Consider the following 16,281-nt stretch of genomic DNA (forward strand, 5'->3'; position numbering starts at 1 on the left):
TAAATAAAAATTGTCACCATTTCTACAAACAATCCAATGAAAAGTATGATATACTATTTATAATAATTATAATCTAACATTAATTATAAATAAATGAAAATGATAATCAATATCAGAGATTTGTATGGTGTTAAAAGGGGGAGTGTAAAATGACGGGAACAAATAGCAGTGGTACTTTCTTATTGTATCTCAAAATACATGGAGAAATCATTGCCGCAGCAATAAGCGGAATACTTATTTTGACTGCCTGGATATTATCCGGCCATATTAGTCACGCCTTATGGATTACTTTATTGATTGCTGCTTTTTTAATTGGCGGTTTTGCAAAAGCGAAGGAAGGAATCACAGAGACATATAAAACCAAAAAATTAAATGTAGAGCTGCTGATGATTATTGCAGCTATTGGAGCAGCTTCCATCGGCTACTGGGCAGAAGGAGCTATCTTGATTTTCATCTTTTCTTTATCCGGTGCTTTGGAAAGCTATACGGAAAATAAAAATAAGAATGAATTGAAAAGCCTGATGAAGCTGCAGCCGGAAACTGCTACCCTGCTAAATGGTGAGATAATAAGCATTAGTGAATTAAAACCGGGTGATTGCATTACTGTAAAATCAGGGGAGAGAATCCCGGCAGATGGAATTATTGTCAAAGGAGATACAACCGTAGATGAGAGTGCATTATCCGGAGAATCGATTCCTATTACTAAAACAGTAAGCGATGAGGCCTATGCTGGCACAGTTAATCTTGGCAGCAGTCTGCAAATTGAAATAAATACGTTACCGACAGAGACCATGTTTCAAAAAATTATCGAGCTGGTTCAAGATGCGCATGAAGAACGATCTCCCTCTCAGCAATTTATTGAGAAATTTGAAGGGGTATATGTCAACGTTGTATTGGTTACTGTTGCTGTGATGATGTTTCTTCCACATTTTTTATTTGGCTGGTCCTGGACTGATACCATCTACCGCGCCATGATTCTATTGGTTGTCGCTTCGCCATGTGCGTTAGTTGCTTCGATTATGCCGGCGACTTTATCCGCAATTTCCAATGGGGCGCGTCAGGGGATTCTGTTCAAAGGTGGTGTGTATGTAGAAGCTTTAGCTAAATTAGATGCGGTTGCTTTTGATAAGACAGGGACGTTGACCAAAGGAGAACCTGCCGTCGTTGATTATTTTATAAAGCAAGGAGAGAATAGCGAATCCTTGGCAAATGTTATTTATACGATGGAAAGTGAATCCATTCATCCGCTGGCTCAGGCTATGAAACAATGGGCGAGCGTATCCCGGGGAGGTCTAAGAGAGTTATCTGCAGCTGTCAAGCACCATAACGGAAAAGGGCTGTCAGCTGAATTGGATGGAGTGTCTTGGTGGATTGGTAATGCAGAATTGGTTGGAAAGCAGGACGCAGATCAGTTCCTGCAAGTCTTTACTCCACAAGAACAAGCGACGACCAATATATTTGTGCGAAAAGATGCGGAGATTATTGCTGTATTTTTGCTGAAGGATACTCTCCGGCAAGATGCTGTTGAAGCAATACAAGAGCTGAATAAGCTTGGTTTAAGAACGATTATGCTGACAGGTGATAATCAAGCAACTGCAGCAAGCATTGCTCAGGAAGCTGGAATTACAGAATTCCATGCCAATTGCTTGCCGGAGGATAAGGTAAATTATTTAAAGCAGCTGAGAGCGCACAACCAGCAGACAGCAATGATTGGCGACGGTGTAAATGATGCGCCGGCCCTGGCGACAGCTAACATTGGTGTGGCGATGGGCGCAGGAAGCGATATTGCTTTGGAGACAGCAAACGTTGTGCTGATGAAAAATAATTTAGCAAAAATGGTTAACGCGATTCGGATTTCGAAAAAAATGAATGCCATTGTAAAACAGAATATTATTTTTTCTCTTGCTGTCATAGCTATTCTGATTGCCAGCAATTTTCTGCAGATTATCAATATGCCCCTGGGTGTGATTGGGCATGAGGGAAGTACGATTCTTGTTATTCTTAATGGGCTGCGGATGTTAAAGGGTGAATAAAAAGTCAGCGGATACCGTCGTTCACATGCCAAATGAAGATAGCTCTGATTCACCATCATCTCATATACAATCAAGAGAGCCGATTGATGAAGAGTTGATGTTCTTTGATAAAGCAAAACAATAATGCGGAATTAACCGTATAGAAGCTTTTCCTGTCTTATTTCAGAAGGGAAAGCTTCTTTTCTATGCTGCAGCGGCTTTACGCTTCATATCCTGTTCAGCCTTCATTCATTATTTTATCCTGCGTTACTTTTTATTATTAAATATATCGCTGAGCACCTTCTCAAATCCAATTTCCGAGATTTCGTCAAACATCCCATCTACTTCCTCTTTGGATATATTCATGTTATTTTCATTCCAAAGCATCCACGTATGAATGATTCCTGAAAGCAAAAATTCAATGATATATTCCAATTTGATTTGATCTTTTTCATTTAAATCTTTTACTTGCTCCATTACTTTCGTTCGAGCTTCTTTTTTATATTCGTATAAATAATCTGGATCTCCATTTGGTCCAAGCAGCACCATAATCCGTTCATTCATTTTTTCGTTCAATTCGTCGTCATAGGATTGTTCTACTTCAAAGCGGGCTCGTTCTTTCTCTTCCTTTGTAATACTGCCCAGATCATGGTCTTGAAACCACTGTAAAACAGCTGAGATTAATTCTTCTGATGGTACAAGGCCTTGTTTGATTTCATTCAGTATATCGTATACGTCCGTATAATAATTATAAAAGGTTCCTCTGTTATATCCTGCGCGGTCTGTTATTTCCTTAATCGAAATTTTATTGATAGGTTTCTCTTTATAAATATCCCAAAATGCTTCCTGCAAATTAAATTTTGTCTGTTCTTTGACACCCATCATGAATCCCTCCTTTTTTCAACAAATGGACCCTAATTGTTCATTGTTTAATGATACGTATCTCCTTACAATAAATAATACAACATGTTGTTGAAATTTTGAATAGACAACAAAAAATTTAATAGGAGGAATTTTGCAAGTGAAGAATTTATCGAACTTTTCTATCAAGAGACCAAAATTCACGATAGTTGTGATGTTGGTCCTTTTAATTCTGGGCGGCGTATCGCTAACCAGGCTCCCAATTCAAATGATGCCAGAGATTGAACCGCCTGTTGCAGTTGTCGCAACAAGCTACCCTGGAGCAGGGCCTGAGGAAGTCTTAGACAGCGTTACAGAACCTCTGGAAGAGGATCTTTCTACCGTTACAGGGTTACAAAATATTTCCTCACAATCACAGGAAGCTTCCTCACTCGTTATTTTGGAATTTGATTATGATATGACGATAGATGAGGTGGAGAATGAAATAACTCGTACAATATCCTCTACGAATCTGCCGGAACAGGCGGAAGAGCCAAGTTTTATCGAATTTGATATTTCCATGATGCCGAGCATACAAATGGCAGCGACGTCTACGAATGGAGACACAGCAGAATTTGAAAATCAGGTCAATGATTTGGCAAATGAACTGGAATCGATTCAAGGAGTCGCATCAATTAATATTAATGGTTTAATGGAAAGGGAAGTAGCTGTTGAATTAGATACAGAAGCACTAAGTGACTATAATCTCTCTCAATCGGATATTGCCGGAATGATTGAAGCGAATAATATTTCGATGCCTATTAATACAATTGAAGATACAGAGCAGGGTTATAACATTTCTACTCGTACCATGAATGAATTGGATGGATTGGATGAACTGCGGGAACTCGTTTTGCTCGACATGCCTGATGAAGAGGTAACATTGAATGACGTGGCAGATATTTCTATTTCCGAAGATAATGGCGGCGTCATTACCCGCTTTAACGAGGAAGATGCTGTTCAGCTTGAAATGATGTTAGCTGACGGGGCGAATGCATCTTCTGTAAACGCAGAATTTAATGAAGAATTGGATGCTTTGCTTGATGACGAGGAATATGAACAGCTTTCTGTCAGTACACTTTATGACGAAGGCGAGTATATAGATATGGCAATCGACAGTATCTATGTTTCCTTGATCAGCGGTGCGGTATTAGCAATGTTTGTGCTGTTTGCATTTATACGAAATCTGAAAGCTCCATTGATTATTGGATTATCGATTCCATTTTCCGTCATCACTACCTTTGCTTTGCTGTTTTTCACAAATATCAGCATTAACATGATGACATTGGGTGGTTTAGCACTTGGAATTGGGATGCTGCTCGATAACTCAATTGTTGTTATTGAGAATATCTATAGACATCTGTCGATGGGTAAAAATCCGAAACAAGCAGCAAGAGAAGGAACCAGGGAAGTGGTTACAGCAATCCTTGCTTCTACATTAACGACAGCTTCTGTATTTTTACCAGTCGTGTTTGTTACTGGTCTGGTAGGGCAGTTATTTACGCCATTAGCAATTACGGTTGTATTCAGTCTGCTGGCTTCCCTATTTGTAGCGGTCACGGTAGTACCGATGCTGGCAAGCCGTATTTTGACGGTACCGAAAAATATGGATGAAACGAAGCGGAAGCAAAAAGGATATATGAAACGATTGAGAAAGGCTACTGCATGGTCGTTGCGGCACAGAGCCTCTGTACTGTTTGCAGCTGTTATTCTGTTCCTTGCTGGTGCCTTTGGTTTGGCTGTGCAGGGAATGGAGTTTATGCCAGAGCAAGATGAAGGGTTTTTAACCATAGAGGTGGAAAAAGAACAGGGAACCTTACTGGAAGACACCCTGGCAACTGTAGAAGATATTGAAGCAGAACTGGATAATCATGAGGAAGTGGACGCTTATCTAAGTACAGCTGGTTCATCCGGTATGATGTCTTTTGCAGATGAAAGCAATACAGCAACCATAAGCGTGCAATTAACAGATGCAAGTAACCGAAATATGACCACTTCTGAATTTATCAATGAAGTGGAAGATGATATTCAAGATACAGATGCATCCGCAGAAATCAATGTTATCCCGATGTCACAGGCTGGCGCCGGGGAACCAAATACAGTTGTACTGAATGTTTCCGATAATGATGAAGAACGTCTGGATGAAGCAGAAACAGACATCATCAATGAATTGGAGGACGAAGCGGATATTAACAGTGTGACATCCAGCAATTCAGGGACAGTGGAAGAATTGCAAGTAGTTGTGGATAAAGCAGAAGCGCGTGAAAATGGTTTTCAGCCGGCACAGGTAGGAGAGGCTCTATATGAGGCAACCAATGGTGTCGAAGCTTCTACAATAGAAGAATCCGGCGGCTACACCACAATCAATGTGAAATATCCTGCAGATGTCTTAGAAAGTGAAGAGGCATTTGAGAATATCTCTATCCCAAATGATGAAGGAGAGTATATCGATTTAGGCGATATTGCATCGTTAGAAGAGGCTGAATCGCCTACGCTTATAAATAGAGATGAGATGACAGATACAAGGGAATTAACGGTTTCGTTCAGCGACAGCCTTTCTTTAAATGAAGCAAGTCAGCTGATTGATGACGTTATTACAGACCTTGACCTGCATGAAGATACAGAGCATTCTATGGGCGGCGATATGGAAATGCTCAATGATGCCATTCCGCAATTAATCCTTGCAATTGCACTTGGAATCGTATTTATCTACCTTGTCATGGTTGCTCAGTTTGAATCATTTAAAGCACCATTTGCTGTTATTATGACAATTCCATTAGCATTTATTGGGGTTGCTTTGTCTCTGTTAATTACCAATAATCCGCTGAGTGTCATAGCAATGGTAGGTATTATTCTGCTTATCGGAATTGTTGTGAACAATGCAATCTTGATTGTCGATTATATCCAGCAGCAGAAGGAAAAAGGAATGTCTGCTTATGAAGCGATTGAAATCAGCGTTCAAGACCGATTCAGACCGATTCTCATTACAGCTGTTACAACGATTCTGGGTATGCTTCCGCTAACGCTGGAAATCGGTGAAGGCATGGAAGGAATTGCACCAATGGGGATTGTTGTTATCGGCGGCCTGACTGCAAGTACGTTCTTAACCTTGTTTATCATTCCGATTATCTACAGCTTTATTGATCCGGAAACAAGGAAGATGAACAAGAAATATATGACGCCGGATGGAGAAATCATCACGCAGCGTCAAGTTGATGAGAGAAAGGAACAGGAAGCTGCTGCTTCTTATGAGCAGAGTGAACAAGAAGCAGATGATTCTCCAGAGGAAAACACAGGTTCAGAACAAAAATAGTAACCAATGTAATAGAATAAAATAATGTTTAAAGAGTAATCCAAACTTATTCAAGCTAAGAATAGGTTTGGATTTTCTTTTTTAGGATGTTCAAAAGAGACCTAAAAATATTATCCTACCTGGCGGTTATTGTCGAATTATTTTGCCCTTTCTGTCTTACTTTGTAATATTTTAGATAGATTCTACTTCCGGCTGTTGAAAATCGAAAGGTTCAAAAATGCTAATGTGGGAGGGATATTCATGAACAGTCTTAGGCATTTGTCAGACGAGCTCTTGCAGGAGTCCTTGAGAAATGCAGTAAAATTAAAGCTGGAACAGAATTTTTGTGCAACATTAAGAGATGAAATCAGCCAACGGGCAGAAAGGAGCAAAAAAGGCACCAGAAAAGCGATGGACATGACGAACACTTTTGAATGGTAATAACGGCAAGAGGTTCTATTGTCCTTTAATCGGTAATTGCTGAAACCGGAAGTAGAATCCCCCAGTCTGAATTTCAGGCTGGAAAGAGCAGCGTTGGTACTGAATGGTACGCAGCGCTGCCTTCTTTTTTTGTTAATAGATATACTTAGTAATCGTTGTCGAATTTTAATATTTTTAGAGATGAAATATTCATTGAGACAAAAGAATAACGTAATGAAAATTGTTGGAAATTTCCCGGGAAATAGTTTGGGAGGGTTATGAAATGAATTTTGCAAGGGAATTTTTTGTTATTAATAGAGAAGTACATCAATAACTAGTAATAAATTACTTTTATGGAATATATAGTTCATTATTTTGAATGGAATAATAGAAGGAGGCAAATTATTACTTATTTATTTTTAACTGACTTCCTTTAGAATCTTTTTTAGTAATACGTATACTATAATAAATTCAAATTAAATTCTCCGCTCTGTTGTAGAGCAACATAGATCTGTTATAGAAATAACGTAATAGATGGAATCATATTTAAAGAAAGGAATGTTATATTTGACGTCATGTTTAACAGTGTAGGAATTTAGGAAAAAGGAATAGCAGGTGGCAAAGCAATATCTCAACAAATGGAAAAGACAGCTGATATCCTGAAAGAACAATAGCCGGATAAAGTCATTATTTTTGGCGGGGGCTGCTCCATGGACCAAGTACCATTTGATTATTTGAGTGGAAAATATGGAGATAAGCTAGGGATTTTATGGTTGGATGCACATCCTGATATTGCAACAACAAATGGTTCGTCAAATGGGCATGAGATGGTTGCAGCGAATTTGCTTGGAAAAGGTGCGGATCAATCTGTTACCAAAGTGAAAAATCCAATTTCTACAAGTCATATGATGTATGCAGGATTAATAGAAAAGAATTTACGTGATAGAGATAAACTAGTAAAGGAATTAAATGTACGCTTTGCCGGTCCGGATGAGCTAAAAGAGAATAGCCAGCTAATCATAGATTGGATAAAGGAAAACAAAATCGAATATTTAGCTGTTCACTTTGATCTGGATGTCTTGTCTCCAAAAAATTTCCGTTCCGTTTATCCGGCAGAACCATATACGGATGAAGAAGATTTTCCTGCTGCAGTGGGAAAAATGAAGCTTGCTGAAGTGGTCCGTGTACTGAACGATGTTTCAGGAAAAGCTGAAATTGTAGGACTTGGGATTGCTGAACATCTGCCTTGGGATGCTATTAATCTTAGAAAAGCACTTTCTGAAATCTCGATTTTTGATGATTAATTTCATTACACTAATATTATACCGCTATAAATCATTGATTTGTTTTGAGCTATCTACGTTCAAATTTGCTTGATTGAAATCTAAATTCCAGCCATCCGCGATTGATTTTCCTGTTTTCTCTATTTAGAAGTGGAAGTCTTGCAGCCAGTTATACTGCGATAAAAGCAATTCTTAAAAGATTTTATATTTGGAATAACTATAAAAGGAGTGTTTTATCACAAATTTTATCGGGAAAATGTAGGAATAAGAGCCACTTATCTAAAATGTAATTAATGAAGTCGCAGCGAACTTTGCTGCTTATGGAATTACAGCGGAATTGGTAATAAAAACAGCATAGAGATCTGGTTCGTTTATTCCAGAACGGTTGGACATATTCTATTATCTGGATTAAAAACGGTGGTTGAGCATAAGCGGTGGGAAAAATGAAAGTAATTATCATTCAAAATCAGGTATGCATAGCAAAAGGGTATTCATGTGTTATACCGAATTTGAAAAAAATCAAGAATGAGAGAACAACATGGAAAAAAAGATATTCATTCAGACAGGTACAGGAGTAAATCTCCATGGACAGGACGTGAACCAAGCTTCAGAGCGTGCCATTAACAATGCGATACAATCTAATTCAATGCCAGGTATTCAGGACGCTCTTCCTAATCAGGATTTAAATAATATGAAGGTAAATGTGAAATTAGGCATCCCCAGAGATCTGGAGGACTTGGATGAGGAAAGAATCAAAAAGCTAATGCCATATGGCGATGTGTCGGTGGAAAAACTGGAAGGAGGCTTGGCCTCGACAAATGGTATCTATCTAAGTGAGCAAAAGGATAAAAATGACCTGATGTATATTGTCAATGCCGTTGTGGAAGTAGGGTATTAATTAAGACAGAAGGGAAGGAACCGGCGCCGGATCCTTCCCTTTTTCAACCGGATAACTGTCTAAAAGCCATTATCAATCCTTCCTCGGGGCAATCCCTTTAATAAGCATCTCTGTCCATTCTTCGGTATAGGGAGCGATTTTCTCATAAATCTGCGGCTTGGAAATGCCTTCTACAATTGCCTGGAAATAAAGAATCAGAAATTCATCGGAATATTTCAAGTCCACTTTTCCCTCTTTACGGCCGCGATGGAATAAATCCAATAGCATGCCGTAATTTACTTCATTAAATTTCTGCATCATTAAAGATAGACCTTCCTCATCCTTTTTCGTGAAAAAATCCATCATTCGCATATAAAATTGGTGATTGATTTTATCTAAATAGCTGATTTTATTTTGGCTTAATGCAATCAGTGTTTCTTCAAAAGAGTGATTTTCAGCTATAATTTCTTTGGCATCGGTAATCAATTGATTAATAAAGTCCTGAAAAACTTCACGAATCAGATTATCCTTGCTGCCAAAATACTTAAAAAGGGTAGCTTTTCCGACATTTGCATGCTTTGCGATTTCCTCCATGGTTACATTGCCGGCATCTGTATCTCCGTTTATCAGCTCAAAAGCTGCTTCTAAAATCTTTCGTTTCTTTTCCTCTGTTCTTTTTTCAAAACCATTCACATATATAACCTGCTTTCCGTTGAACATTCAATAAAATTTCTAAAAATGAATGCATCTCTTCCTATTTATTATATCTGTCTAATTATGAACTGGCAAATAAAAAATAGTATATATTATATTGACTTCATTTATAAAAAGGAATAATATTGAACTGTAAAATAGTTTTGTGGTTTAAAACTTTTTATTTGAAGTATTATTTTGAACTGTGGTGTGGTTAATAGTTTTGTTTAGTTTTTTGAACGATTAAATAGGCAGAACTGGGTAAAACAGCGTACGAAATGAAGGAGAGAAGGAGTGTCAGCCTTATGACAAAAATTGTGAAATTACAAGGCCTGCAAAAGAAGTTTGGTAAGTTTCAAGCGTTAAGTGATGTGACTTTCACTGTAGAAGCGGGAGAAGTTGTTGGTTTTATCGGTCCCAACGGTGCTGGTAAGTCAACGACAATTCGTGCTTTATTAGGAATTATTAAGCGGGATGCCGGGCAGGCAGAAATTTTTGGAAAGGACGTTTGGAAGGAAAGCCTGGAAATCCATAAACGTATTTCTTATGTGCCGGGAGATGTCGCGCTCTGGGGAAGTCTGACCGGGGGAGAAATTATTGATTTGTTTATGAAGCTGCATGGGGGCGGAGATAAGCAAAAACGTGATTATTTAATCAAACGTTTTGAACTGGATCCGAAGAAAAAGGCCAAGGGGTACTCCAAAGGAAACCGGCAAAAAATTGGCTTAATCGCTGCTTTATCTGTGGAATCCGATTTATATATTTTTGATGAGCCGACTTCTGGTCTTGATCCCTTGATGGAAGCGGTCTTTCAGGAAGAAGTAGAAAAAATCAAGGAAGCAGGAAAGTCGATTTTACTGTCTTCTCATATTTTGAGTGAGGTAGAGCGTTTAGCTGACAGGGTCGTTATTATTCGTCAAGGGGAGATTGTAGAGTCCGGGACATTAGATGAATTAAGGCATTTGACTCGCTCTGCTGTCACCTTATCAACCGAAGGAGATGTTTCGCAAATGGAATTTGTAGAGGGTATCCATGATTTTACACAGAAAGATAACGAAGCGACATTTTCTGCTGATAATAAATACATCAATGCTATTTTAACGGAGGCAACGAAGCTTGGTGTGAAAAAGTTTGAAGCGGTACCGCCGACACTTGAGGATTTATTTATGCGGCATTATGAGGGATAAAAGCTGACAGGGAGGTGAAAGGCAATGAAGGAAAAATTTGCACGTTGGGATACCTTGTTTTTACAGTATCTAAAGCGTGATTGGAAAAAGATTATTTTTTGGATTTTGGGAGTAGGTTTATTTTCAGGAGGCTTTGTTCCTGCGTTTGAAGAAATAGCAAAGGGGCAAGGGTTAATAGGAATGTATGAAACACTGCAAAACCCTGCGATGATCTCCATGGTCGGTCCCACACCAATTGAAACGGCAGCGGAATATACATTAGGAGCGATGTATGCACATGAGATGTTATTATTCTGCGGATTATTTGCGATGATTATGTCTGTTCTACATATTGTAGGTCACACACGTAAAGAGGAAGATCTCGGGCTGACGGAGCTTGTACGCTCTTTTCAAATTGGTAGACAGGCAAATTCGCTTGCAGCAATGGCAGAAGTGATTGTTATTAATGTATTATTGGCGCTTTTTATTAGCGGTCTGTTAATGATTTTTAATGTTGATACGGTTTCTGTCCACGGCTCCATTCTATTTGGAACGTCGATTGGGGTAGCCGGCGTGATTGGAGCAGTTATTGGACTGGTGATGGCGCAAATCATGCCGGCTTCATCCAGTGCCACAGGCTCAAGCTTAGGTTTGGTCGGGCTGCTCTATATTATTCGTGCTGGAACGGATGTATCGAATGTGGATTTATCCATGTTCAATCCGCTCGGCTGGACGTATTTGACTTATCCATTTACAGAGAACAGCTGGCTCCCGATTATTTTTGCCCTGATTTTTAGTGCAGTGATGGTAAGCCTTGCTTTTGCACTGGAAGGCGGGCGTGATATGGGTGCGGGTTACTTGCCTGAAAGAGAAGGCAGAGAGCATGCAAGACGGTCTCTATTATCGGTGCAGGGATTGTTTGCCAAACTGAATAAGGGAGTTATTATTGGCTGGCTGATTGGCTTTGCAGTGATGGGCGCAGCGTACGGCTCCATTTATGGGGATATGCAGACATTTCTGGAAAGTAATGAAATGATGGCGCAAATGTTTGCACAGTCAGGCGTTTCTATTGAAGAATCTTTTACAGGAACAATTATGATGGTCATGATTGTTTTGGTATCTATTCTGCCAATCGTTATTGTGAATAAGCTTTTTGCGGAAGAGAGCCGTTTGCATTTAAGCCAGCTTCACGCTACAAAAGTCACGCGCGGTCAATTTTACTGGACGACAATCGGGTTAGCAATTTTGTCCGGGTTAATTGGAACCTTGCTTGCTGCCGGAGATCTTGGAGGTACGGCTATCTCCGTTATGGGCGACCATGGTGCGCTCAGCATCAGCGATTTTCTGGCTGCGGGCTATAACTTCTTTCCATCCGTCTTATTCTTTATCGGACTTGCAGCTTTAGCACTTGGATGGGCACCGAAGTTAGGGAAAATAATTTATGCGTATCTTGGTTATTCCTTTATCCTGAATTATTTTGGAGGTATTTTGGATTTACCGGGCTGGTTCTCGAAAACAGCCATCCAAAGCTGGATTCCGCAAATGCCGATGGACCGTTTTGATGCTCCAGTTTTTATGGTTATAACGGGCATTAGTATTGCTTTAATGATAATTGGTTACCTCGGCTATAATAGGCGGGATATGATAGAAGGAGCTTAACCTCTAAAAAATTCATTTAATCTTTGAAAGTCAATTTGTTCCATATGCGGATGGGATAAATTGGCTTTTTCCTGTTTTGTAAAGTTTCTGTAAATTTTTTAGATGATAGATTGAACTGGTTGCGCTTTAATGGTAAATTAATAACGAAATTCGATATCAGGGTTCGATATCAATACTTCAGGGGATGAATCAAATTGGAAGAAAAAATATTAAGAAAGTTATTTTTGGGATTTATTCAAATCCATATACTGCATCATGCAATGGAACACCCGATTTTTGGTGTATGGATGCTGGATGAATTAAGGGAGCATGGATACAAGATAAGTCCAGGAACCTTATATCCGATTCTTCACTCGATGGAAAAGGATGGACTATTGAGTATGGAAGAACGTAATGCAGGCGGGAAAATAAGAAAATATTATACGGCTACCGATAAAGGGCGGACCGTGCTGGAGGAAGCTCGAGAGAAAGCATATGAACTGTTTAAAGAAATTAAAGACTGACAGGGAAGGGTGTACTGGGTGAATCATATTACAACATCAAAAGAGAAATTCAAACTACTATTCGAAATTCTGCTTATTTCTACACGGCTGGGATTGACATCTTTTGGCGGACCGATTGCGCATCTTGGATATTTTCATGAGGCATATGTCCGGAAAAGAAAATGGATGGATGAAAAAAGTTACAGCGACTTAGTTGCACTGTGTCAGTTTTTACCTGGGCCAGCAAGCAGCCAAGTTGGTATTGGTATTGGTGTCATGCGCGGAGGCATCCTCGGGGGGATAATATCTTTTATTGGCTTTACGCTGCCTTCTGTCATAGCGTTGATTATTTTTGCTTTGATCTTACAAGGTTCAGCTATGGAAGAGACTGGGTGGATTCAAGGGTTAAAAATCGTAGCAGTTGTTGTTGTAGCGCATGCGATTTTAGGAATGGCTCAAAAATTGACACCGGATTTAAAGCGCAAATCCATTGCGCTGTTCGCGTTAGTTATCACTTTATTATGGCAAACAGCCTTTACTCAAGTTGGAGTTATTTTATTAGCAGGCCTCATTGGTTATTTGGTATATAAAAATCATGCTGAGAACGAAGAATCGAAATTCGTTTTTCCGATTTCCCGAAAGCTGGGGGGCATTTGTTTATCGCTTTTTTTCGGATTGCTTATTTTGCTTCCGATTTTAAAAGAAGTGACATCTCTGAATTGGATTGCTATGTTTGATAGTTTTTACCGCTCTGGTTCACTTGTTTTCGGCGGCGGACATGTTGTTTTGCCGTTGCTGGAGCGTGAATTTGTACTGACAGGCTGGATGGACGAGACCTCCTTTTTGGCCGGCTATGGGGCGGCACAGGCTGTGCCTGGACCATTATTTACATTTGCTGCATATATTGGCGCTGTTATTAACGGATGGACAGGCGGGGTGTTGGCAACTGCAGCTATCTTTTTGCCGGCATTCTTATTGATTTTAGGTGCGCTGCCATTTTGGAATCAAATCCGTCAAAATCAAAAAATGAAGGGAGCTTTGATGGGAGTAAATGCAGCTGTCGTAGGGATTTTAATTTCGGCTTTTTATCATCCTATTTGGACAAGTGCTATCCTGGGTCCGATTGATTTTGCTTTTGCGGCTATCCTATTTAGTATGCTGGTCTATTGGAAGCTGCCCCCTTGGGTGATTGTTGTGTCCGGGGCGGTTGGAGGCGCACTCCTATCGCATCTATAATGTCCGCAGGAATTTTTAATCCGTATAATTAAAAGTGAAAAAGAAAAAACACATCAAGCATGTCAGCTTGATGTGTTTTGCTGTTTACCTTGACCCCACCAGCCTGCTTTCTTGTAAATCATAATTACAATAGCAGCGCCAAGCAAGAGAACACTTGGAATTACCCAGGTAAACCCAAGTGCGAAAAGAATCGGAGCAAAGGTAACAATAATAATATCAACAGGTGCAACTCCAACATACCCCAGTGCATAGTCTTCCGGTGTCCGGCTTTTCAGTTCCGGATCAACAATTCGTAAAAGGGCAAGTCCCATCGCCACAGTACCTGTACTCCATCCCCAGCCGAAAATAGATTTCTCCAGCCAAAAATCTCTAAATATATTTGGACCGACAAAACGGAAGAGAATATATGCCCAAAGTATTCCAAAGGCAAACAATAAAATCAGCGGCAATGCATAATCCATCACGACCGTAATATTGATTGAAGCAATACCAAAAGCAACCAGGAAATCAGTAGCTGTTCCGCCGATACGCTCCATTACTCGCCCGTCAATATATTTATCAGCCTTTAACTGCCGGCTGATGCCCTGAAAGACTAAGCCCAAAATGAAGGCGACGCTGAATAGCGGTATGGACACAGCTGGTATCCATTCTGTCAATAAATTGGTTAACCAGTAAGATATGCCAATTAAAAAAGCGATAATTGCCAGATGGAGAACAAGCGGGTCAATCGAATTGGATGATACCGTTTCTTGTCCCATTGCAGAACGTTTGGAAGCCGGCATTAAACCAGATTTTAGTTCAGAAGGGAGATCCCTAAAGCTTGAAATAAATGTGGTATGTCCGTTTTCCGTACTGCGTTTAATAAGAAAAAGACCTCCTAAAACAGCAACCAGAATTCCTACAGTAGCAGAGGTCATGCCAAGATCCATTGCTTCTTCCCAGCCGGCATGTGCTAACCCTTCTCCTATAGCAGCTGCAGTACCATGCCCTCCTAGGAAACCTGCTCCTAAAATAAGTCCAAAACCATCAGGCAAGTCCCTGAAGATAGGGTTTAATAGAAGTAAAGCAAATAGGACGCCTGCTCCCCACATGGATAATGTTAAGATAATGGAGTAGGAGAACATATCACGAACGCGGTGAAATACCTCTGATAATCGCACTTTCGCAGCGCCGATTGGAATCGCTCCAAAAATAACTGCAATCAGCAATGTAGGGTAGCTGCTGAATTGCTCTGAAAAGGGCAGAATACCAACCCCGCTGGGACCAAATGCAAGTCCGAGAAATCCGGCAATCATGCTGGCCGGCAAGAATAGCGATTGAATCCATTTCACTTTTGCCCGTAGGATTGTTCCTGCTAATAGTAATCCTGAAATAATACTAATATCTATCATTAATGACCAAATTGTAAAGTTTTCCATTTCTAATAAAATTCCTCCTTCATTGATGTATATTGAAAAAATAGTTAGGGTTTTGTGCGAAATGTTCGCAAAAAGATGGCTAATTTTTTGGGGGCAGAGAAATAATGTACAGATTTATTATTGTACCATATAAGCAGATTTTTTCCATAGCTAACAGAAAAGAAATAATCTTGATTAAAAGGTAATAAATGGTTTGGATAGGATGTGGTTTTGTCTATGAAGTAAAAAGAAGAGGGTATTATTTAATTAGTGAGTACAGTTAAACAACCGTAACAACGCTTGCTTCAAAGTAGCGGGTGAAATAAATACAATTAGGCGGGTTAACGACTTGAATCACTCAACTGACAGGTCTTTACGATGGGACGAGGAATACCAATAGTTTTCGTCAGGACTGAAATCCCTCGTTCCAACGAAAACTATTGATTTTTTTTTGGAACATAACCTTGAACCGCTTATTGGGTATACATTTCATACAACTGATCCAGTTTTTCTTCTAATTGTTCAAAACGGACAAAACGGTCCTCCCGGATATATTCTTTGCCGTCTATAATCAAAAGCATGATTGGGACAGTAAAAATCAAGAACTTTTCTGCTACTTCTTCCACCTTGGAAGCATCAATATGTCCCAGGTGGATAAGAGGGTAGTCATCCAGCATTTCGGTTAGCTTTGGCAAAATGGCATGGCATACACTGCAATCCGGTCTGGAAACGAAAAGGAAGCTTAACGCATGATTATTCAAAAATTCTTCAGCCATTTCTATGGTAGTCAGTTCGTATACCTTTTTCATTCTGCGCCTCCTTTGTAACGCTATTTAGGACTTATACGTTTTCTAATATAATTCA

General features: G+C 39.6%; 14 protein-coding genes. 10 read left to right on the forward strand and 4 right to left on the reverse strand.

The annotated features are described in order from the left end of the window. Window positions 1–149: 149 nt before the first annotated feature. A complete protein-coding gene (locus ACFO3P_RS09755; RefSeq protein WP_212929316.1) occupies window positions 150–2,033 on the forward strand; it encodes a heavy metal translocating P-type ATPase in 1,884 nt (627 codons plus the stop codon). Next, window positions 2,026–2,157 carry a hypothetical protein gene (locus ACFO3P_RS09760; protein ID WP_256705961.1) on the forward strand — a complete coding sequence of 44 codons (132 nt, stop codon included), beginning with the start codon at window positions 2,026–2,028 and terminating at the stop codon, window positions 2,155–2,157. Before ACFO3P_RS09755 ends, ACFO3P_RS09760 begins: the two co-directional genes overlap by 8 nt. 122 nt (window positions 2,158–2,279) lie before the next feature. On the opposite strand, the gene ACFO3P_RS09765 is transcribed toward ACFO3P_RS09760, so the two are convergent. Beyond that, window positions 2,280–2,894 (reverse strand): TetR/AcrR family transcriptional regulator, encoded by a 615-nt coding sequence (locus ACFO3P_RS09765; protein WP_052485005.1) that lies wholly within the window; start codon window positions 2,892–2,894, stop codon window positions 2,280–2,282. Between the two features lie 139 nt (window positions 2,895–3,033). Here ACFO3P_RS09765 and ACFO3P_RS09770 point away from each other — a divergent pair, with 139 nt between their 5' ends. The 4 genes from ACFO3P_RS09770 to ACFO3P_RS09785 all read left to right on the forward strand — a co-directional run bounded on the left by ACFO3P_RS09770 (window position 3,034) and on the right by ACFO3P_RS09785 (window position 8,805). Then, window positions 3,034–6,225, forward strand: a complete 3,192-nt coding sequence (locus tag ACFO3P_RS09770; RefSeq protein ID WP_246529042.1) for an efflux RND transporter permease subunit — start codon at window positions 3,034–3,036, stop codon at window positions 6,223–6,225. Between the two features lie 240 nt (window positions 6,226–6,465). Continuing rightward, window positions 6,466–6,645, forward strand: coding sequence for a sporulation histidine kinase inhibitor Sda (sda, locus tag ACFO3P_RS09775; protein ID WP_042532737.1), 180 nt, complete (start codon window positions 6,466–6,468; stop codon window positions 6,643–6,645). Window positions 6,646–7,313: 668 nt separating this feature from the next. After that, window positions 7,314–7,928 (forward strand): arginase family protein, encoded by a 615-nt coding sequence (locus ACFO3P_RS09780; protein WP_289585193.1) that lies wholly within the window; start codon window positions 7,314–7,316, stop codon window positions 7,926–7,928. Between the two features lie 517 nt (window positions 7,929–8,445). After that, entirely contained in the window at window positions 8,446–8,805 is a 360-nt protein-coding gene (locus ACFO3P_RS09785; RefSeq protein WP_379542380.1) for a Lin0512 family protein, read from the forward strand. Window positions 8,806–8,877: 72 nt separating this feature from the next. On the opposite strand, the gene ACFO3P_RS09790 is transcribed toward ACFO3P_RS09785, so the two are convergent. Further along, window positions 8,878–9,477: a TetR/AcrR family transcriptional regulator gene (locus ACFO3P_RS09790; protein ID WP_042536094.1), complete on the reverse strand. Its 600-nt coding sequence runs from the start codon at window positions 9,475–9,477 to the stop codon at window positions 8,878–8,880. Between the two features lie 305 nt (window positions 9,478–9,782). Between ACFO3P_RS09790 and ACFO3P_RS09795 the strand changes: the two genes are divergently transcribed. The 4 genes from ACFO3P_RS09795 to ACFO3P_RS09810 all read left to right on the forward strand — a co-directional run bounded on the left by ACFO3P_RS09795 (window position 9,783) and on the right by ACFO3P_RS09810 (window position 14,020). Continuing rightward, window positions 9,783–10,664 carry an ABC transporter ATP-binding protein gene (locus tag ACFO3P_RS09795; protein WP_289585181.1) on the forward strand — a complete coding sequence of 294 codons (882 nt, stop codon included), beginning with the start codon at window positions 9,783–9,785 and terminating at the stop codon, window positions 10,662–10,664. Window positions 10,665–10,688: 24 nt separating this feature from the next. Further along, window positions 10,689–12,302: an ABC transporter permease gene (locus ACFO3P_RS09800; RefSeq protein ID WP_379542381.1), complete on the forward strand. Its 1,614-nt coding sequence runs from the start codon at window positions 10,689–10,691 to the stop codon at window positions 12,300–12,302. Window positions 12,303–12,496: 194 nt separating this feature from the next. Then, entirely contained in the window at window positions 12,497–12,805 is a 309-nt protein-coding gene (locus tag ACFO3P_RS09805; protein WP_042532745.1) for a PadR family transcriptional regulator, read from the forward strand. A gap of 18 nt (window positions 12,806–12,823) precedes the next feature. Then, complete coding sequence (locus ACFO3P_RS09810) at window positions 12,824–14,020, forward strand: chromate transporter (protein WP_042532747.1); 1,197 nt, start codon at window positions 12,824–12,826, stop codon at window positions 14,018–14,020. A gap of 62 nt (window positions 14,021–14,082) precedes the next feature. Here the strand turns inward: ACFO3P_RS09810 and ACFO3P_RS09815 are convergent, their stop codons facing one another. After that, window positions 14,083–15,438, reverse strand: coding sequence for a sodium/glutamate symporter (locus tag ACFO3P_RS09815; RefSeq protein ID WP_042532749.1), 1,356 nt, complete (start codon window positions 15,436–15,438; stop codon window positions 14,083–14,085). A 452-nt stretch (window positions 15,439–15,890) separates the two neighbouring features. Next, a complete protein-coding gene (locus ACFO3P_RS09820; RefSeq protein WP_193063185.1) occupies window positions 15,891–16,226 on the reverse strand; it encodes a thioredoxin family protein in 336 nt (111 codons plus the stop codon). Window positions 16,227–16,281 lie beyond the last annotated feature (55 nt).

The organism is Oceanobacillus aidingensis (assembly GCF_042654105.1).
Lineage (GTDB): Bacteria > Bacillota > Bacilli > Bacillales > Amphibacillaceae > Oceanobacillus > Oceanobacillus oncorhynchi.

Coding starts and splice junctions, on each gene's coding strand:
- ACFO3P_RS09755 (WP_212929316.1), top strand. CDS start 150: ATGACGGGAACAAATAGCAGTGGTACTTTCTTATTGTATCTCAAAATA.
- ACFO3P_RS09765 (WP_052485005.1), bottom strand. CDS start 2,894: ATGGGTGTCAAAGAACAGACAAAATTTAATTTGCAGGAAGCATTTTGG.
- sda (WP_042532737.1), top strand. CDS start 6,466: ATGAACAGTCTTAGGCATTTGTCAGACGAGCTCTTGCAGGAGTCCTTG.
- ACFO3P_RS09785 (WP_379542380.1), top strand. CDS start 8,446: ATGGAAAAAAAGATATTCATTCAGACAGGTACAGGAGTAAATCTCCAT.
- ACFO3P_RS09795 (WP_289585181.1), top strand. CDS start 9,783: ATGACAAAAATTGTGAAATTACAAGGCCTGCAAAAGAAGTTTGGTAAG.
- ACFO3P_RS09800 (WP_379542381.1), top strand. CDS start 10,689: ATGAAGGAAAAATTTGCACGTTGGGATACCTTGTTTTTACAGTATCTA.
- ACFO3P_RS09815 (WP_042532749.1), bottom strand. CDS start 15,438: ATGGAAAACTTTACAATTTGGTCATTAATGATAGATATTAGTATTATT.
- ACFO3P_RS09820 (WP_193063185.1), bottom strand. CDS start 16,226: ATGAAAAAGGTATACGAACTGACTACCATAGAAATGGCTGAAGAATTT.